Genomic DNA, 18589 nt, shown 5'->3' with positions numbered 1-18589 from the left:
GCGGATGTTGGCGGCGCAGTTCAGCCTGGAGGCCAAGCTGCTGCTGCGCAACGGCGAGCAGCTGCTGTTGACCATGTTCATACCGATCACGCTGCTGGTCGGGCTCACCCTGCTGCCTTTCGGATCCTTCGGGGAGCACCGCGCCGCGGTGTTCACGCCCGCCATCATGGCGCTGGCGGTGATCTCCACCGCGTTCACCGGCCAGGCGATCGCGGTGGCTTTCGATCGACGCTACGGGGCGTTGAAGCGGCTCGGCGCAACACCGCTGCCGGTGTGGGGAATCATCGCCGGCAAGGCGCTGGCAGTGGTATTCACCGTCTTCCTGCAGTCGATTGTGTTGGGCGCCATCGGTTTTGCGCTGGGCTGGCGGCCGCCGTTGGCGGCGTTGGCGCTGGGCGGCGCAGTGATCGCGCTGGGGACGGCAGGGTTCGCGGCACTCGGTCTGCTGCTCGGCGGGACCCTGCGGGCCGAGATCGTGCTGGCGCTGGCCAACCTGCTGTGGTTCGCGTTCGCCGGGTTCGGTGCGCTGACTCTGGAGACGGGCATGATCCCGACGGGGGTCAAGTGGGCAGCCCGGCTGACGCCCTCCGGAGCGCTGACGGAGTCGCTGTCGCAGGCGATGAGTTTGTCCGTGGACTGGTTCGGCCTGGGCGTGCTAGCGGTGTGGGGTGGTTTCGGAGCGGTGGCCGCGCGCCGCTGGTTCCGGTTTGTTTGAGCTTCTTCGGGTGTCGCCGCGCACGACATTGACGCCACGCACACAACACGCCGTCGCGGGTGTGCCTAGATTCAATCTGGCGAAACCCTGACGGCGTTCACCAACGTCCAACCTGCCGTGACCGAAACTCTTCATCGGCAGCGAATCGCTCCAGCACGCCAAAATCAGCCGCTCTCAGCTCAGAACCAAATTCCATGCGATCTACCCGAACATCTACCTGCCGCGGCGCACGGAACTTTCGCTGCGACTCCGGGCAGAAGCGGCATGGCTGTGGTCGGGCCGACGCGCGACGCTGGCCGGGCTCGCCGCCGCGGCGTTGCACGGCTCGGACTGGATCGACGAGGACGAGCCCATCGAGTTGATCTGGCGCAACGCTCGACCGCCGGCCGGCGTCATTACCCGCAATCTCCGCATCGGCACCGACGAGGTCACCCGGGTCGCCGGTCTGCCGGTCACCACACCTGCCCGGACGGCCTTCAACCTGGCGCGCCAGTTAGCTGTCGGGGAGGCGATGGCTCGACTCGACGCGTTGATGCGGGCGAAGCCGTTTTCCGCCGAGGCAGTGCAGAAGTTGGCCGCCCGTTACGCCGGCGCTCGCGGCGTGCGCCAAGTTAGGACGGTGTTGCCCCGGGTCGATCCTGGCTCCGCATCGCCGAAGGAAAGCTGGCTTCGGATGCTGCTGCTCGACGCCGGCCTACCCACTCCGGAAACGCAGATTCCGGTGGTCGTCGGGTACCGGACGGTGGCACTGCTGGACATGGGATGGGAGCGATTCAAGGTCGCCGTCGAGTACGACGGTGACCAACACCGCACCAACCGCCGCCAGTACGTACGCGATATCCGTCGGTCCAAGGAGCTCGAGGAGTTGGGTTAGATCGTGATCCGGATGATCGCCGAAGATCGGCCTGACCTCGTCGTGGAGCGCGTCATGGCGGCATTGCAGCGGCGCGGCTGCCGCGACACTGCCACAGGGCACGCGACACGCCGTCGCGGGTGTGCCTAGTTTCAACCTGGACGCGGCCGCAGCCCACGCACAAACCCGCTTCTACTACGTGCCGTAGTCGTCGTTACGATCGGGCGGTGACCGTCGGACGAGCGTTGATGCGGTTGGTGGACCTGCTGCCGAACCCCAGCCTGCGCGTCCAGCGGATCATTGCAGCTCTTGTCGTCCTCACTCAGGGCGGCATCGCGGTCACCGGCGCCATCGTCCGGGTCACCGCGTCGGGATTGGGTTGCCCCACCTGGCCGCAGTGCTTTCCGGGCAGCTTCACCCCGGTAGCGGTCTCGGAAGTACCCCGCATCCATCAGGCCGTCGAGTTCGGCAACCGGATGATCACCTTCGCGGTGGTCATCACCGCGGCTGTGGCCGTGTTGGCGGTCACCCGGGCGCGGCGACGCCGCGAGGTCTTGTTCTATGCCTGGCTGATGCCTGCCTCGACCGTGGCGCAAGCCGTCATCGGCGGCATCACGGTGCGCACCGGGCTGTTGTGGTGGACGGTGGCGATTCACCTGCTGGCCTCGATGACGATGGTGTGGTTGTCGGTGCTGCTATTCGTCAAAGTCGGCGAGCCCGACGACGGTCAGGTACGGCAACGGATCGCCCGGCCGTTGCGGATGCTGACCGCGCTGAGCGCGCTGAATCTGGCCGCGGTGCTGGTCACCGGCACGTTGGTCACTGCCGCCGGACCGCACGCCGGCGACAAGAGTCCAAGCCGGACGGTGCCGCGACTCAAAGTCGAGATCAACACGCTGGTGCACATGCATTCGTCGCTCCTCGTTTCCTACCTGTCTCTGTTGATCGGGCTGTGCTTCGGGTTGTGGGCGATACACGCCGGCCGCGCGGTGATGCAGCGGCTGGGCGTGCTCATCGCCCTCGTCGTCGCTCAAGCCGGTGTCGGCACCGCCCAGTACTACACCGGCGTTCCTGCAGCGCTGGTCGCCCTCCATGTCGCCGGTGCGGCGGCATGCACCGCCGCCACGGCTGCGCTATGGGCGTCGATGCGAGAACGGGCCAAGTCCCAGGCGCTCCAGGGCTGACTCGACGGCCAGCGCAAACTCGCGCTGGGCCAGGCCACGGGTTTCGGCTTCCAGACGCAGCCACCCCAGGGAAGGGTCCACCAGCTGTAATTCCAGTAGCCGCGATCCGCAAAGGTGTGCCCGCGCGTACAGCAGCCGACCTGGGGCAGCTGCCAGTGCGGCTGCCCCCACATGCCAGAGCTCGAAATCGGCCTCGCCCCGATGAAGGCCGCCGTCCTGCATTGTGAATGCGTGCGAGGGTGTGCCGCCGATGAAGACGAGCACGGTTTCCGGCGCCGGATCGGACTGCACGTATACGCTGCGCCCGGCCCCGGCGATGTATGCCTCGGCGTCCAACCGGTCGGTGAAACGCCGCGTCCCCGATCCGACGACGGCTCCGACGTACACCTGGGCGTCAGACGGCAGCCGAATGGGTTCGCCCGGCCGCCAACGCTGACCCGGCACCGTCGGTACGCCCCGCTGCGCCAGCTGGTCCAGATAGCGGCGGTCGGCGTTCCACGCTATGACCTGCGGTGGGTTCAGCAGGTTCTGCACGCTTGTGGTCCATTCCAGGAACTCGTCCAGCCGTGCGGCCCAGGGCCCGGCATCGCGCAGTATCACCAGGTGAGCGTCGCCGACTTCCGGGTCGTCCCACGGCAACCACCGGGCATGGAGGCCGCGGGTGCGCAATGCGGCCACCAATCCGGCGTCGTCGCCCGAAGCTCGCCGCGGACCGCCGGCCAGCACGATGCGCGGATGGAAGGTGTCCGGTCGGGCTAACTTCATGCCCGGGCATGATATCGGCATGCATGCGATCGAAGTCAGCGAAACCGGCGGCCCCGAAGTCCTGAGCTATAAAGACCTCCCGCGACCCGAACCCGGCGCGGGCGAGCTGCTGATCCGCTCCGAGGCCATCGGCGTCAACTTCATCGACACCTACTTCCGCTCCGGTCAATACCCTCGGCCGCTCCCGTTCGTCCCGGGCAGCGAGGTGTGCGGAACGGTGGCCGCCGTAGCTGCAGACGCCCAGGGCAGGATCAGCGTCGGCGACCGGGTCGTGAGCGCCTCGGTGAACGGCTCCTACGCCGAATTCTGCACTGCACCAGTATTTTTGACCGCGAAGGTGCCCGACGGTATCAGCTCGGACGTTGCCGCGTCGGCCCTGCTGAAAGGACTGACCGCGCAGTACCTGTTGACGTCGGTGTATCCGGTACAGCGCGGGGACAGCGTCCTGGTGCACGCCGGCGCCGGAGGTGTGGGGCTGATCCTGACGCAGTGGGCCACGCACTTGGGCGCGCGGGTGATCACGACGGTGTCGACACCGGAGAAGGAGCGGCTGTCCCGCGATGCCGGCGCCGCCGAGGTACTCCCCTACCCCAACGACGCCGACCAGTTCGGGCAGCAGATTCGCGATCTCACCGGCGGCGCCGGCGTGGCTGCGGTGTACGACGGCGTGGGCGCCAGCACGTTCGATGCCAGCCTCGCCAGTCTGGCCGTGCGCGGCACACTCGCGCTGTTCGGCGCGGCCAGCGGACCAGTTCCGCCGTTCGACCCGCAGCGGCTCAACTACGCAGGATCGGTGTATCTGATCCGGCCGTCGCTGGCCCATTTCCTGCGCACCGGTGAGGAGTTCAGCCGGCGAGCCGCAGATCTGTTCGACGTGATCGGCAGTGGAGCCGTCCGCATCGAAGTCGGCGGCAGATATCCACTGGCCGAAGCCAGGCGCGCACACACCGACCTGGAAGGCCGCAAGACCAGCGGTTCGGTCGTGCTACTGCCCTGAGGGTCGCGGCTGACCCACGGTCTCAAATCTCATTTGGCATCGGGCATCCGCTTTCTGCCGAGCGCACCGAAAGCACAACGAATGGCCACGGGTGCCCCAGCGCGGAATCGCGTACAAAACGGCGAAAATAGCCCGCCCGGGTTTCGGCTGCGTATTAAGATTCGGCCCCGCCATTGGTCGATAATGACCAGACAACGCCCGGCCGGGGCGACACGGCGAGCGAATGGAGCCTGGATGTCATACACGATCGCCGCGCCCAACATATTTACGGCGGCGGCAGCCGATCTGACAAGTATCGGCTCGACAGTCAGTGCGGCCAACTCAGCCGCGGCGCTTTCGACGCAGACGATACTTGCGGCCGGCGCGGATGAGATCTCAGCGGCCATCGCCGTGCAATTTAGCAAGCACGGTCAGGCATATCAGCTGCTGAGCACATCTGCGGCGGCGGTCCACGACCAGTTCGTCGGAGCTTTGGCCGCGAGCGCCGCGGCCTATGCCGGTGCCGAAGCGGCGAATGTTTCGCCGCTGCAGCTCGTACTCGATGCGCTGAACCGCGGCACCAACGAGCTGTTCGGGCGCCCGCTGATCGGCAATGGCTCGAACGGCGCCCCCGGTTCGGGCATGGACGGCGGACCCGGCGGGATCCTGATCGGTAACGGAGGGGCTGGCGGGTCCGGAGCGCCGGGATTGCCGGGTGGTCGCGGCGGGGTTGCCGGTCTGTTGGGCACCGGAGGCGCTGGCGGCGCCGGAGGAGACCTATCAGGCGGAATCGGAGGCGCCGGAGGCGCCGGAGGCAATGGCGTCCTGTTCGGGAGCGGCGGCGCTGGCGGCAACGGTGGGACAGGTCCGGTCGGCGGCGGCGCCGGCGGAGCCGGCGGCATGGGAGGGCTGATCGGTATCGGCGGCGCCGGCGGCAACGGAGGTCCTGGACAGAACAGCGGCGGAATCGGCGGCCACGGTGGCAACGGCGGGATGTTGTTCGGCGACGGCGGAGCCGGCGGGCTCGGCGGCTCCAGCGGGCCGTTCAGCACTGGCGGTGCAGGCGGGGACGGCGGCAACGGCGGTCTGATTGGCTCCGGCGGTGGTGGCGGCGGCGGGGGGCGCAGCGGCATCAGTGGTACCGGTGGCGCTGGGGGCGCCGGCGGTCACGCCGGGCTGATCGGCAACGGTGGTGCCGGCGGCGCCGCCGAATTCGGCGACTCGTTGGGCGGGGACGGCGGGGCCGGTGGGGCCGGTGGCACGCTATTCGGCGCTGGCGGCGCCGGCGGTAGCGGCGGAAGCAGCTCGGCCACCGGTGGAGCCGGCGGAGCTGGCGGCAGCGCAGGCATTCTGGTCGGAGCCGGGGGAGCCGGTGGAAGTGGCGGGGCGGGTAGCAACCCTGGCCTTCTCTTCGGCCAGGGCGGTGCCGGTGGCGCCGGCGGGCGTGCCGGTCTCCTGTTCGGTTTTGGTGGGGTCGGCGGAACCGGCGGAATAGGCGACCAAGCGAACGCTGGAGGCGGCGGAGGCGGCGGTGATGCCGGCATCCTCTTCGGCATTGGCGGGGCCGGCGGCGCGGGCGGCGCGGCCCACTTCGGCACGAACGCCATCGGCGGAAATGGCGGGGCCGGCGGCAAGGCCGGGCTCGTCGGTGTCGGTGGCGACGGCGGGGCCGGCGGGGCGTCTACGGCCACGGGGCCGAGTGCGTCCGGCGGCAACGGAGGGAAGGGCGGCGACGCTCGGCTGATCGGCAACGGCGGCAACGGCGGCAACGCGGGAACCGGGGTGGTCGTCGGCACTGTCGGCGCGGGCGGATCCGGTGGGCTGTTGATCGGCCAGAATGGACTCTCCGGTTTGTCCTAGAGCCACCGCTCATGCGCCCTGATGCCTTCGGTCCCGTGGCAGCGACCCGACCGAGTGGCAACCACGACGCACCCACGGCGGAGTCGTGCCGTGAAACTCACATCCAGCGCTGAGGCGGGCGCTTCGGCCCGCTCAAAACAGCGTGGGCAGCGCGATCGCCGAATCCACCGCCAGCGCACAGAACACCAGCGCCAGATAGTTGTTCGACTGCAGGAAAAGCCGCAGCGGTTTCACCGGTTGACCCGCGCGTACACCCGCACACAGCTGGTGGGCCATCGTCAGGAACCACACGCCGGCCACCACGGCCACCGCGGCGTACAGCCATCCGGCCGCCAGTGCCAGCACGAAAGTCGCCAGCACCGTAAGCCAGGTGTAGATCACGATCTGCTTGGTGACCTGACGCTCGGTGGCCACCGCGGGCAGCATAGGCACACCGGCGACTTTGTAGTCCTCTTTGTACCGCATCGCCAGGGCCCAGGTGTGCGGCGGAGTCCAGAAGAAGATAATCGCGAACATCGCCAGCGCCGGCCAACCGATGGTGCCGGTGACGGCCGACCATCCGATCATCACCGGCATGCAGCCCGCCGCGCCGCCCCACACCACATTCTGCGGAGTGCGCCGTTTGAGCAGCAGTGTGTAGACGAAGACATAGAAGGCGATGGTGGCGACCGCCAACAGACCCGACAGCAGGTTGGTGGTCCACCACAGCCAGCAGAACGACGCGACGCTCAGCGCCAGCCCGAAGATCAGGGCGTTGCGGGTGGGCACGGCGGCCCGCGCCAGCGGTCGCCGCGCGGTCCGTTTCATCACTTTGTCGATGTCCGCGTCGGCCACACAGTTGAGCGTGTTGGCGCCCCCGGCGGCCATCATGCCACCGACCAGCGTATTGAGGATGAGCAGCGGGTTAACCGACCCGCGGTGCGCGAGGAGCATTGCTGGAATGGCGGTGACGAGCAGCAGCTCGATCACCCGCGGCTTGGTCAACGCCAGATATGCCATGAAGGTACCGGTGATCCGGCTTGAAGTCCGGCCCGGCGCCTCGATGTCTGGGCGGCCGCGAACGCTCACGCATTAACTCCTCGGGAAATCGCAGCCGCGCGCAGCTTCTACTACGCATGATGGTAGACCGCGCATGCACGGCCAAGCGCCCGGAGGGTCGATTTACCCGGAGTCTCGACCGCATCCGACCAACCCGGCGCTGACGCGAACCAGTAATCCGCGACAGGATATTTTCACACAGGCTTGCGCGGGTACACGCAATCTGGGCCTGCAAGTGCCAGCAATCCCGCACTAGGGTGGGATTGATCAGTTTGATGACCCCAGGACTGAGGACTGAATGACCACACTTGAAGAGATCTCCGCGCTCACGCAACCGCGCCACCCCGACGACTGGACCGAGATCGATTCGGCTGCGGTCGACACGGTCCGAGTTCTGGCCGCCGACGCCGTTCAGAAAGTGGGCAACGGCCACCCCGGCACGGCGATGAGTCTCGCGCCACTGGCGTACACGCTGTTCCAACGGGCGATGCGTCATGACCCCAGCGACGTGCACTGGCTGGGACGCGACCGCTTCGTCTTGTCGGCCGGCCACAGCAGCCTGACCCTCTACCTGCAGCTCTACCTGGGTGGATTCGGACTCGAACTCTCCGACATCGAGTCGCTGCGCACCTGGAAGTCCAAGACTCCCGGGCACCCGGAGTTCCGGCACACCGATGGTGTGGAGATCACCACGGGGCCGCTGGGCCAGGGGTTGGCCTCGGCCGTCGGCATGGCGATGGCGTCGCGTTATGAGCGCGGCCTGTTCGATCCGGACGCAGAACCGGGCACCAGCCCATTCGACCACTACATTTACGTGATCGCCTCTGACGGAGACATCGAAGAGGGCGTCACTTCGGAAGCGTCGTCACTGGCCGGGGTGCAGCAGCTGGGCAATCTGATCGTGTTCTACGACCACAACCAGATCTCCATCGAGGACGACACCAACATCGCCCTGTGCGAAGACACTGCGGCGCGTTACCGCGCCTACGGGTGGCATGTCCAGGAGGTGGAAGGCGGCGAGAACGTCGTCGGAATCGAAGAGGCGATCGCCAACGCCAAGGCTGAAACCGGCCGGCCGTCGTTCATCTCGCTGCGCACCATCATCGGCTTCCCGGCACCCAATCTGATGAACACCGGCAAGGCCCACGGCGCCGCGCTGGGCGACGAGGAAGTGGCGGCCACCAAGAAGATCCTCGGCTTCGACCCGGACAGGACCTTCGAGGTCCGCGACGAGGTCATCGCTCACACGCGCAAGCTGGTGGATCGGGGCAAGGAAGCGCACCAGAAATGGCAGACCGAGTTCGACGCATGGGCGGAGCGGGAACCCGAACGCAGGGTGCTGCTGGATCGGCTGACCGCCCAGAAGATGCCCGAGGGCTGGGACGCCGACCTGCCGCACTGGGAGCCGAGCGACGACGCGGTCGCCACCCGAAAAGCGTCCAATGATGTGCTAAACGCCGTAGGGCCGAAGCTGCCCGAACTGTGGGGTGGTTCGGCTGACCTGGCCGGAAGCAACAACACCACGATCAAGGGCGCCGATTCCTTTGGTCCGCCGTCGATCTCGACCAAGGACTACACCGCGCACTGGTACGGCCGGACACTGCATTTCGGGGTTCGCGAGCACGCGATGGGCGCCATTCTGTCCGGGATCGTGCTGCACGGCCCCACTCGCGCCTACGGCGGCACGTTCCTGCAGTTCTCCGACTACATGCGTCCGGCGGTGCGGCTGGCGTCGCTGATGGACATCGACACCATTTACGTGTGGACGCACGATTCGGTCGGCCTGGGCGAGGACGGTCCGACGCATCAGCCGATCGAGCACCTGTCGGCGTTGCGGGCCATCCCGAACCTGTCGGTGGTACGTCCCGCGGACGCGAACGAGACGGCCTTCGCCTGGCGCACGGTGCTGGCCCGCGGCGACGGCAGCGGACCCGTGGGATTGATCCTGACCCGCCAGAACGTCCCGGTGCTCGAGGGCACCAACATGGAGGGTGTGGCACGCGGCGGCTACGTGCTCGGCGGCACCGAGGGCGATGAGGAGCCGGACGTGGTGCTGATCGCCACCGGCTCGGAGGTACAGCTGGCCGTCGAGGCGCGGAAATTGCTGGCGGAGCGGGACATTCTCGCGCGCGTGGTGTCCATGCCGTGTGTGGAGTGGTTCGAGTCGCAGTCGCACGACTACCGCGACAGCGTGCTGCCGCCGACGGTTTCGGCGCGGGTCGCCGTCGAGGCCGGAGTCGCACAGTCGTGGCACAAGCTGGTCGGCGACACCGGAAAGATCGTGTCGATCGAGCACTACGGGGAGTCCGCCGACTATAAGACGCTGTTCCGTGAATACGGCTTCACCGCTGAAGCCGTCGCAGCCGCCGCGGAAGAAGCACTCGACAACTAAGAAAAGGTGATCGCATGACCCAGAATTCCAACCTCGCTGCGCTCAGCGCGGCAGGCGTATCCGTCTGGCTCGACGATTTGTCCCGCGACCGGATCAAGTCCGGCAACCTCCAGGAACTGATCGATACCAGGAGCGTGGTCGGTGTGACCACCAACCCGTCCATCTTCCAGAAGGCACTGGCCGACAGCGACACCTACAACGACCAGATCGCCGAACTGGCCGAGCGGGGCGCTGACGTGGACGCCACCATCCGTACCGTCACCACCGACGACGTCCGCAACGCCTGTGATGTGCTGCGGCCGCAGTGGGAATCCTCCGACGGAGTCGACGGCCGGGTGTCGATCGAGGTCGACCCACGCCTGGCCCACGACACCGACAAGACCACCCAGCAGGCGGTCGAGCTGTGGAAGATCGTCGACCGGCCCAATCTGCTCATCAAGATTCCGGCCACCGAAGAGGGCATCCCCGCCATCGCGGCGACACTGGCCGAAGGTATCTCGGTCAACGTCACGCTGATCTTCTCCGTCGAACGCTACCGCGCGGTGATGGATGCCTACCTGGAGGGCCTAGAGAAGGCCAAGCAAGCCGGCCACGACCTGTCCAAGATCCATTCCGTGGCTTCGTTTTTCGTCTCGCGGGTGGATACCGAGATCGACAAGCGGCTGGAGAAGCTCGACTCCGATGAGGCCCGCGCTCTGCTGGGCCAGGCCGCCGTTGCCAACGCCCGCCTGGCCTACGCGGCCTACCAGGAGGTCTTCGAGGGCGGCGAGCGCTTCGCGGCGCTGCAGGCGGACGGGGCGCGGGTTCAGCGGCCGCTGTGGGCATCCACCGGCGTCAAGAACCCGGACTACTCCGACACCTTGTATGTCACCGAGCTGGTGGCCGCCAACACGGTGAACACCATGCCGGAGAAGACCCTCGAAGCGGTCGCGGACCACGGCACGATTCACGGCGACACCATCACCGGCACGGCCGCGGAGGCCCAGGGTGTGTTCGACAAGCTCGACGCGATCGGGATCGATCTGACCGACGTCTTCTTGGTGCTGGAGAACGAGGGCGTCGAGAAATTCGAGGAATCCTGGATCGAGTTGCTCGAGGAGACACAGGCGCAGCTCGACTCCGCCGACAAATGAGTTTGAGTTCAGCCGGCGCCACGGCGTGGCAGAACCCGCTACGAGACAAACGCGATAAACGGCTGCCCAGAATCGCCGGCCCATGCGGGATGGTCATCTTCGGGGTCACCGGCGACCTGGCCCGCAAGAAGGTGATGCCCGCCATCTACGATCTGGCCAACCGCGGGCTGCTGCCCCCGACGTTCTCGCTGGTGGGATTCGCGCGCCGGGACTGGGACACAGAGGATTTCGGCGAGGTGGTGCACGACGCCGTCAAGGAACACTGCCGGACTCCGTTCCGCCAGGAAAACTGGGACCGGTTGGCCGAAGGATTTCGGTTCGTCCCAGGTGCTTTCGACGATGACGACGCGTTCAACCGGCTCGCCGAAACGCTGGAGAAGCTGGATGCCGAACGTGGTACCGGCGGAAACCACGCGTTCTACCTGGCCATTCCACCCAAGTCCTTCCCGGTGGTCTGCGAACAGCTGGAGAAGTCCGGATTGGCTCGGCCGCAGGGCAATCGGTGGAGCCGGGTGGTAATCGAAAAGCCGTTCGGCCATGACCTGAAGAGCGCCCAGGATCTCAACAAGACGGTCAACTCCGTCTTTCCGGAGGAGTCGGTCTTTCGCATCGACCACTACCTGGGCAAGGAGACGGTGCAGAACATCCTGGCGCTGCGCTTCGCCAACCAGTTGTTCGATCCGATCTGGAACGCGCATTACGTCGATCACGTCCAGATCACCATGGCCGAAGACATCGGTCTTGGTGGGCGAGCCGGCTATTACGACGGCATCGGCGCGGCGCGTGATGTGATCCAGAACCACCTGATGCAACTGTTGGCGCTGACGGCGATGGAAGAGCCGGTCAGCTTTACCCCGAAGTCGTTGCAAACGGAGAAGATCAAGGTGCTATCGGCGACGCAGCTCGCGCAGCCGCTCGACGAGACCACCAGCCGCGGCCAGTACGCCGCGGGCTGGCAGGGCGGTGAGAAAGTGGTCGGCCTGCTCGACGAGGAGGGGTTCGCCAAGGACTCCACGACCGAGACGTTCGCCGCGATCACCCTCGAGGTCGACACCCGTCGCTGGGCCGGGGTGCCCTTCTATCTCCGGACCGGAAAGCGGTTGGGCCGCAGGGTGACCGAGATCGCGCTGGTCTTCAAACGGGCGCCGCACCTGCCGTTCGACGCGACGATGACCGACGAGCTCGGTACCAACGCTATGGTCATCCGGGTGCAGCCCGACGAGGGCATCACGTTGCGGTTCGGGTCGAAAGTGCCCGGCACTGCGATGGAAGTCCGCGACGTCAACATGGACTTCTCCTACGGGTCGGCATTCGCCGAGGAATCTCCCGAAGCCTACGAGCGGCTGGTCCTTGACGTGCTACTCGGCGAGCCATCACTGTTCCCGGTAAACGAAGAGGTCGAATTGGCTTGGGAGATAATCGATCCCGCACTGGACAGCTGGGCGGCACATGGAAAACCCGATCCGTATGAAGCGGGTACCTGGGGGCCGGAATCGGCGTTCGAGATGCTGCGCCGCACCGGCCGGGAATGGCGGCGGCCGTGATCCCCGCCGGCGACGATGCAGAACGCAGTGATGCTGAGGAGCGGCGCCAATGATGCCCGCCGGCGACAATGCAGAACGCAGTGATGCTGAGGAGCGGCGCCAATGATGCCCGCCGGCGACGATGCAGAACGCAGCGATGCTGAGGAGCGGCGCCAGTGATTGTCGAACTGCCTGACACCACCACCACGGCGGTCAACAAAAAGCTCGACGAGATGCGCGAAATGGCCGGCGTGGTCACCATGGGCCGGGTCCTGACGCTGATCATCGCGCCCGACAGCGACGCCGTTGGGGAGGATTCCATCCAGGCGGCCAACGATGCCAGCCACGAACATCCGAGCCGCATCATCGTGACGATGCGGGGCAATGCCTACGCGGACGAACCCCGGCTGGACGCGCAGATCCGGGTCGGCGGCGACGCGGGCGCCGGTGAGGTGGTGGTGCTGCGCCTGTCCGGCCCGCTGTCCGGGCATGCCGCCAGTGTCGTCATCCCCTTTCTGCTGCCCGACATCCCGGTGGTGGCCTGGTGGCCCGACAACGCCCCGGCGGTTCCCGCCCAGGATCCTTTGGGTAAGTTGGCAATTCGCCGGATCACCGATGCGACCAACGCCGTCGACCCGTTGGCCGCGATCAAGAGCCGCTTGCCCGGTTACACCGCCGGCGACACCGATCTGGCCTGGAGCCGTATCACCTACTGGCGGGCGTTGCTGACCTCGGCGGTCGACCTGCCGCCGCACGAGCCCATCGAATCAGCGCGGATTTCGGGCCTGGAGACAGAGCCCGCGCTCGACGTGCTGGCCGGCTGGCTGGCCAGCCGCATCGACGGCCCGGTGCGCCGGGAGGTCGGCGACCTCAACGTGGAGCTGGTGCGCAAAAGCGAGACCATCGTGCTCAGCCGGCCCCAGGACGGCACCACCGCGACGTTGAGCCGCACCGCCAAACCCGATGCGCTGGTCCCGTTGGCGCGCAGGGTAACCGGTGAATGCCTGGCCGAAGACCTGCGCCGGCTCGATCCGGACGAGATTTACCACGCCGCGCTCGAAGGCATCAAGAAAGTGCAGTATCAATGAGCACCGACATCGAGGTCTTTTCCACGAGCGAAGAACTGGCGGTGGCCGCGGCCGGGCGACTGGTCGATACCATCGGCGCCGCCATGACCGCGCGGGGCCGGGCACTGATCGTGTTGACCGGCGGCGGCAACGGCATCGCGCTACTGCGCGAGCTTGCGTCCCAGCCGATCGACTGGTCCGGCGTCCACCTCTTCTGGGGTGATGAGCGATACGTTCCCGAAGAAGACGAGGAGCGCAACGAGAAACAGACCCGCGAAGCGCTGCTCGATCACATCGCCATCCCCGGCAATCAGGTGCACCCGATGGCGGCCAGTGACGGCGAATTCGGCCACGACATCGAGGCTGCGGCCCTGGCGTACGAGCAGATCCTGGCCGCCAACGCCGCACCCGGTGAGCCGGCGCCGAGTTTCGACGTGCACCTGCTGGGGATGGGGCCAGAGGGTCACGTCAACTCGCTGTTCCCCGATACCGCCGCGGTGCGCGAGAACCGCCGCCTGGTGGTCGCGGTGGACGACTCTCCGAAGCCGCCGCCGCAGCGAATCACGTTGACGTTGCCAGCCATTCAACGGTCTCGTGAGGTGTGGTTGCTGGTATCGGGGGCGGGCAAGGCCGACGCGGTGGCGGCCGCGGTGGACGGTGCCGACCCAGTGTCTCTTCCGGCCGCCGGTGCCGTCGGGCGCGAGATGACTCGATGGCTGCTCGATAAGGAAGCCGCGGGCCAACTGTCACGTTGACATTCGGCAGCTGGATAGAGGGGTGTCTTCCTTGATGTCCGCCGGGTAATAATGGCCGTCATGGCAGACAGAAGCGGCGGCCGTCCAACACCGGCTCGGCAAAGAATGAAGACGCTCACGCAAGCGGCATTGAATGCTGACAAGACGGTCGAGCAGGTGGAGGACGTCCTTGACGGCCTCGGCACTTCCCTAGTCGAACTGAACAAGTCGCTGACCGCTCTCAATGCCACAGTCGAGCGCATGGAACGCGGGCTGGACCACTTGGACGGCACGTTGACGGGCCTCGACGATCTCGCCAAGCGACTGCTCGTGGTGCTGCAGCCGGTCGAGGCGATTCTCGAGCGGATGGACAACATCGTGAGTTTGGGCGAGACGATGATGATGCCGCTCAACGCGACCGAACACGTGATGCGCGGCGTGCTGGACAGACTTCGAAATCGGGGTGTGCACTGATGCCCTGAAGGGCACAAGCCCCGCCCCAGGCTAATGGGACCGGGATGCCGATGGTGGTGACGGCGTTCGGTCACGCGGCTTCCTTTGCGGCGCAGCCATTTTCGCTGGCGGCGACAACGCATTTGCTGCGCGAGTACAAGATGACCCCGGGCCGGAGTCATCCCCTGCCGGCGCTCAGATCGGCGCAGCGGCGCGGGCCGAGGAAACATGCCCTGTCAGAATGCCCACTCACATCTTGGTTGATCGGGCCAGCACAAAGCTGTACAGGCCATAGGTGATAATTCCCGCGCCGGCGGCGATCAGCAACACCGCTCCATACGGCTGAGCGCCGAGAGTCTTCAAAGCTCCATCGAGACCGGTGGCCTTGTTCGGCTCGGAGCGCGATGCGGCAACGACCACCAGCACACCGGCGGTGGCGATGACCAGACCCTTGCCGACGTAGCCCGCCACGCCCAGTCGCCGCACCAGCTTGCCCGACCTGCCGTTCAGGTCGTCGACGAAATTGCGGCTGGCCCCTTTGTAGACGTGGTACCCGCCCACCGCAAAGACGCCCACTCCGCAGGCGATGAGGACAGCGGTGCCCACGCTGCTCTGCATCAGCCGGGCGCTCATCGTCGAGCTTTGCTCGCCCGCGGATCTGCCTGTGCCACGGGCGAATCCGAAAGCCGAATAGGCGAATCCGAGGTAGACGACCGCGACTCCGAAGGCTTTGGCCCGCTGGGTGGCGCCTCTTGGTGCGTCGTCGTCGCCGCGATCGGTCGCGCGCCCGAGAACCGTCTCGATGAGCCGCCACAACCCCAGCGTCAACAGGGCAACCGCGGCGATCCACAGGGCGAACGGCCCGCCGGGACGGGCCGCCAACGTCGCCAGGGCCCCGGATTGGTCTGCGGTTCCGCCGTCACCCAGGGCGATCCGGATCGCGAGGTAGCCGATGATCAAGTGCAGTATTCCGCTCACGACAAACCCGGCGCGGGCGAACTTTTCGAACACGCCGTTCTGCGCGACCTCTACCGCGGTGGCCGATGTTTCAGACATGGGGCTCCCTTCGCCTGAAGGGATTGCCCGTTATCCGCTGTTACGTAACGCGCTGGCCAGACCGTTCATCGTCAGGAGGATCCCGCGCTGCATCAGCTCGTCGTTCTCCCCGGAGCGGTAGCGGCGCAGCAGTTCCACCTGCAGGTGGTTCAACGGCTCCAAGTACGGGAATCGGTTGAATACCGAACGCGCCAGCGCAGGGTTGTCGGCGAGCAGGTCGTCTTGGCCGGTGATGCGTTTGTACATCGCGATGGTGCGGCGATGCTCGGCGATGATCTTGTCAAAGACCCTGCTGCGCAGGGCTTCATCGTCGACCAGCTCGGAGTAGCGGGCGGCCAGCCCGAGATCGCTCTTGGCCATCACCTGGGCCATGTTGGACAGCACGCTGCGGAAGAAGGGCCAGCGCTGGTATAGCTCGTGCAGCACCGCGAGCCGGTCCTCTTCGCTTTCCGGCCCGGCCGCGATCCATTGTTCAAAAGCCATACCTGTGCCGTACCAGCCCGGCAGCATCACCCGCGACTGGCTCCACGCCAGCACCCAGGGGATGGCCCGCAGGTCCGAAATCGACGAGGTGGGTTTGCGCGAGGTGGGACGGCTGCCGATGTTGAGCGATCCGATCTCGCTGACCGGAGTTGATGCCATGAAGTATTCGACGAAACCCGGCGTCTCATGCACTAATTCGGCGTACGAACGTTGCGCCAGTCTCGCTATCTCCTCCATTACCGCGTAGGCCGGTTCGGCCGCGCCACCGAGGCCTTCGACGTCGAGGAGCGTGGACTCCAGGGTCGCGGCCAGCAGGCTCTCCAGGTTTCGCCGGGCGGTCTGCGGTTCGGCGTACTTGGCGGCGATCACCTCACCCTGCTCGGTGAGTCGCAGCGATCCGTTGACCGCCCCCGGTGGCTGGGCCAGGATGGCCTGGTAGCTGGGACCGCCGCCGCGGCCCACCGTGCCGCCGCGACCGTGGAAAAGCCGCAACCGGATTCCGCCGTTGCGTGCGGCTTCGACCAAGGCTAGCTCCGCACGGTAGACCGCCCAGTTGGCGGCCATGTATCCGCCGTCCTTGTTCGAATCGGAATAGCCCAGCATCACTTCCTGCATGTCTTCGCGGGCGGCGACCATGGCCCGGTAAAGCGGAAGCTCCAGCAGTGCCTGCAGGATCGCCGCTCCGTTGTGCAGGTCGTCGATGGTCTCGAACAGCGGCGAGATCCCGACCGGACAATAGGGCTCGTCGCCCGACAGGTCCAACAGCCCGGCCTCTTTCATGAGGATCGCCGCCTCCAGCATGTCCGACACCGACCGACACATGGAGATCACGTAGTTGGGAACCGCTGCGGGGCCATAGGTTTGGACGGCGTAGGTGGCCGCCCCGATGATGTCGAGTTCCTTTCGCGCAAGTTCGGACAGTTCCGCCCCGGCGCGCACGAGCGGCCGGCGGGTGCCGAGCTCGCTCACCAGCAAGTCGACCCGTTCGTCTTCGGGTAGCGAGGCGTAGTCGGGGTGCACACCCGACCAGGCCAGCAGCTCGGCAACGACCTCCTCGTGCACGTCGGAGTTCTGCCGCAAGTCCAGGGCGGAGAGGTGAAAACCGAAGACGTGCACGCTTTCTCGCAGCAACGCCAGCCGATCGTCGGCCAATACCGAGCTGCCGTGGGTGCGCAGCGAAGCGTCGATGGTGTCCAAGTCCGCGTGCAACTCGCCGGGAGTGATATACGCGGGCAGGCCGAGGTCGAGCAGGTGCCGTGGTTGCTCGTCGAGGATCTCGGCGGCTGTCGCGCTCAGCCGGGACCGGATGACCCGCAAAGCGCGTCGGTAGGGCTCGTCGTCGCGTGCCTGGTCCTGGCACCCTTCGGCGAGTTGGGCAAGCTCAGGGGTGACCGTGAGCAGCCGGGACGACATCGACAGCTCCTGCTCCAACTGATCGAGTTCGGCCAGATAGTGGGCCAGTGCGGTGTAGGCCGCACTGCCGGTGCCCAGCCGTACCACGTCGGCGGTGACGTTGGGGTTTCCGTCCCGGTCACCGCCGATCCAGGACCCCGGCTGTAGCATCGGCCCGGACAGCAGGTCGGCGTCGGGCCAGCGGGCGCGCAGCGCCTCCCGGACTTCGGCGTTGACCTTCGGCAGCACCTCGAAGAACGAGGCGGGGTAGTAGCGCAGGCCCGCGGCGATCTCGTCGCTGATCTGCAGACGAGAGAGCCGGATAATCGCGGTTTGCCACAGGGTCAGGATTTGTCGACGCAATTCGAGCTCGATGCTGCGGCCGTCGTCGGTCTGGGTGTGCCCCTCGGCATGCAGCCGCATCAGCTCGGTGATCCGGTGCTGGGTCAAAAAGACGGTGCGCCGCCTGGTCTCGGTGGGGTGTGCGGTGATCACCGGAGCAACCAGCGCACCCTTCAGGGCTTCGGCGACGGTCGCCGAATCCAGGTCGGCCCGGTCGAGCTTGGCGTAGGTCGCGGCGAGGCTGCTGTCCTGCGGTGGCTCGCCGGCAGCGACGTGAATGTTGCGGCGACGCTCGCGATGGATGTCCTCGGCCACGTTGGCCAGCAGCGCGAAGTGAGTGAATGCCCGGATGACCGGTATCGCCTGGTGGATGTCGATGCCGTCGAACATCCGGGACACCTCGGCGCGGTCGATCTCCGAGCGCCGGACCCGAAACGACTCCACCCGCGCCCGTTCGACGAGATCGAAAACCTCTTCCCCGTTCTGCTCGCGAACGGTGTCGCCCAGAATGGCGCCAAGCATCCGGATGTCGGCGCGCATCGGTTCGGTCGCCTCGCGCCCCAGCTTGGTGCGATGGACGTCGCCGATCGGATCCAGGGCGGTATCGGTTACCTCAACCATGC

Annotated in this window: 14 protein-coding genes and 1 pseudogene; 11 read left to right on the top strand and 4 right to left on the bottom strand. The window is 66.6% G+C overall.

The genetic code is table 11. The features are described from left to right. The first annotated feature begins 4 nt into the window (after positions 1-4). The 3 genes and pseudogenes from ACX9NE_RS12560 to ACX9NE_RS12550 all read left to right on the top strand — a co-directional run bounded on the left by ACX9NE_RS12560 (position 5) and on the right by ACX9NE_RS12550 (position 2752). The gene (locus tag ACX9NE_RS12560; protein ID WP_459363523.1) at positions 5-715 is read left to right on the top strand and encodes an ABC transporter permease; all 711 of its coding nucleotides are present in this window, start codon (positions 5-7) and stop codon (positions 713-715) included. 133 nt (positions 716-848) lie between these two features. Beyond that, positions 849-1718 (top strand): annotated as a pseudogene (locus tag ACX9NE_RS12555) (endonuclease domain-containing protein). Between the two features lie 98 nt (positions 1719-1816). Beyond that, on the top strand, positions 1817-2752 hold the full coding sequence (locus tag ACX9NE_RS12550) for a COX15/CtaA family protein (RefSeq protein WP_459363522.1): 936 nt from the start codon (positions 1817-1819) through the stop codon (positions 2750-2752). Here ACX9NE_RS12550 and ACX9NE_RS12545 read toward each other — a convergent pair. Continuing rightward, a complete protein-coding gene (locus ACX9NE_RS12545) occupies positions 2702-3517 on the bottom strand; it encodes an ATP-grasp domain-containing protein (RefSeq protein WP_459363497.1) in 816 nt (271 codons plus the stop codon). The genes ACX9NE_RS12550 and ACX9NE_RS12545 overlap by 51 nt on opposite strands. Positions 3518-3536: 19 nt before the next feature. Between ACX9NE_RS12545 and ACX9NE_RS12540 the strand changes: the two genes are divergently transcribed. Together ACX9NE_RS12540 and ACX9NE_RS12535 are read left to right on the top strand one after the other, a co-directional pair. Beyond that, a complete protein-coding gene (locus ACX9NE_RS12540) occupies positions 3537-4514 on the top strand; it encodes a quinone oxidoreductase family protein (RefSeq protein WP_459363496.1) in 978 nt (325 codons plus the stop codon). Between the two features lie 234 nt (positions 4515-4748). Then, positions 4749-6353 (top strand): PE family protein, encoded by a 1605-nt coding sequence (locus tag ACX9NE_RS12535; RefSeq protein ID WP_459363495.1) that lies wholly within the window; start codon positions 4749-4751, stop codon positions 6351-6353. Positions 6354-6485: 132 nt separating this feature from the next. Here the strand turns inward: ACX9NE_RS12535 and ACX9NE_RS12530 are convergent, their stop codons facing one another. Then, the gene (locus ACX9NE_RS12530; protein WP_459363494.1) at positions 6486-7421 is read right to left on the bottom strand and encodes a heme o synthase; all 936 of its coding nucleotides are present in this window, start codon (positions 7419-7421) and stop codon (positions 6486-6488) included. Between the two features lie 268 nt (positions 7422-7689). On the opposite strand from ACX9NE_RS12530, the gene tkt reads away from it, so the two are divergent. The 6 genes from tkt to ACX9NE_RS12500 all read left to right on the top strand — a co-directional run bounded on the left by tkt (position 7690) and on the right by ACX9NE_RS12500 (position 14714). After that, positions 7690-9783 carry a transketolase gene (tkt, locus tag ACX9NE_RS12525; protein WP_459363493.1) on the top strand — a complete coding sequence of 698 codons (2094 nt, stop codon included), beginning with the start codon at positions 7690-7692 and terminating at the stop codon, positions 9781-9783. Between the two features lie 14 nt (positions 9784-9797). Continuing rightward, positions 9798-10916, top strand: a complete 1119-nt coding sequence (gene tal / locus ACX9NE_RS12520; RefSeq protein WP_459363492.1) for a transaldolase — start codon at positions 9798-9800, stop codon at positions 10914-10916. After that, positions 10913-12460 carry a glucose-6-phosphate dehydrogenase gene (gene zwf, locus ACX9NE_RS12515; protein WP_459363491.1) on the top strand — a complete coding sequence of 516 codons (1548 nt, stop codon included), beginning with the start codon at positions 10913-10915 and terminating at the stop codon, positions 12458-12460. The genes tal and zwf overlap by 4 nt, the downstream gene beginning before the upstream one ends. A 155-nt stretch (positions 12461-12615) precedes the next feature. Then, positions 12616-13527 (top strand): glucose-6-phosphate dehydrogenase assembly protein OpcA, encoded by a 912-nt coding sequence (opcA, locus tag ACX9NE_RS12510; protein ID WP_459363490.1) that lies wholly within the window; start codon positions 12616-12618, stop codon positions 13525-13527. Next, positions 13524-14261 (top strand): 6-phosphogluconolactonase, encoded by a 738-nt coding sequence (gene pgl / locus ACX9NE_RS12505; RefSeq protein ID WP_459363489.1) that lies wholly within the window; start codon positions 13524-13526, stop codon positions 14259-14261. The genes opcA and pgl overlap by 4 nt, the downstream gene beginning before the upstream one ends. 51 nt (positions 14262-14312) lie before the next feature. Continuing rightward, positions 14313-14714 carry an ATPase gene (locus ACX9NE_RS12500; RefSeq protein WP_459363488.1) on the top strand — a complete coding sequence of 134 codons (402 nt, stop codon included), beginning with the start codon at positions 14313-14315 and terminating at the stop codon, positions 14712-14714. Positions 14715-14942: 228 nt separating this feature from the next. Here ACX9NE_RS12500 and ACX9NE_RS12495 read toward each other — a convergent pair whose 3' ends face one another. Together ACX9NE_RS12495 and ppc are read right to left on the bottom strand one after the other, a co-directional pair. After that, positions 14943-15749, bottom strand: coding sequence for a DUF1206 domain-containing protein (locus ACX9NE_RS12495; RefSeq protein ID WP_459363487.1), 807 nt, complete (start codon positions 15747-15749; stop codon positions 14943-14945). A 30-nt stretch (positions 15750-15779) separates the two neighbouring features. Next, complete coding sequence (gene ppc, locus ACX9NE_RS12490; protein ID WP_459363486.1) at positions 15780-18587, bottom strand: phosphoenolpyruvate carboxylase; 2808 nt, start codon at positions 18585-18587, stop codon at positions 15780-15782. Positions 18588-18589: the final 2 nt, after the last annotated feature.

It is taken from the genome of Mycobacterium sp. ML4, from assembly GCF_054515735.1.
This window is presented reverse-complemented; position numbering and strand designations above follow the sequence as displayed.

Excerpts from the sequence above, each read along its gene's own strand:
- ACX9NE_RS12560 (WP_459363523.1), top strand. The coding sequence starts at position 5 with ATGTTGGCGGCGCAGTTCAGCCTGGAGGCCAAGCTGCTGCTGCGCAAC.
- ACX9NE_RS12550 (WP_459363522.1), top strand. The coding sequence starts at position 1,817 with ATGCGGTTGGTGGACCTGCTGCCGAACCCCAGCCTGCGCGTCCAGCGG.
- ACX9NE_RS12545 (WP_459363497.1), bottom strand. The coding sequence starts at position 3,517 with ATGAAGTTAGCCCGACCGGACACCTTCCATCCGCGCATCGTGCTGGCC.
- ACX9NE_RS12540 (WP_459363496.1), top strand. The coding sequence starts at position 3,537 with ATGCATGCGATCGAAGTCAGCGAAACCGGCGGCCCCGAAGTCCTGAGC.
- ACX9NE_RS12535 (WP_459363495.1), top strand. The coding sequence starts at position 4,749 with ATGTCATACACGATCGCCGCGCCCAACATATTTACGGCGGCGGCAGCC.
- tkt (WP_459363493.1), top strand. The coding sequence starts at position 7,690 with ATGACCACACTTGAAGAGATCTCCGCGCTCACGCAACCGCGCCACCCC.
- tal (WP_459363492.1), top strand. The coding sequence starts at position 9,798 with ATGACCCAGAATTCCAACCTCGCTGCGCTCAGCGCGGCAGGCGTATCC.
- zwf (WP_459363491.1), top strand. The coding sequence starts at position 10,913 with ATGAGTTTGAGTTCAGCCGGCGCCACGGCGTGGCAGAACCCGCTACGA.
- pgl (WP_459363489.1), top strand. The coding sequence starts at position 13,524 with ATGAGCACCGACATCGAGGTCTTTTCCACGAGCGAAGAACTGGCGGTG.
- ACX9NE_RS12500 (WP_459363488.1), top strand. The coding sequence starts at position 14,313 with ATGGCCGTCATGGCAGACAGAAGCGGCGGCCGTCCAACACCGGCTCGG.
- ACX9NE_RS12495 (WP_459363487.1), bottom strand. The coding sequence starts at position 15,749 with ATGTCTGAAACATCGGCCACCGCGGTAGAGGTCGCGCAGAACGGCGTG.
- ppc (WP_459363486.1), bottom strand. The coding sequence starts at position 18,587 with ATGGTTGAGGTAACCGATACCGCCCTGGATCCGATCGGCGACGTCCAT.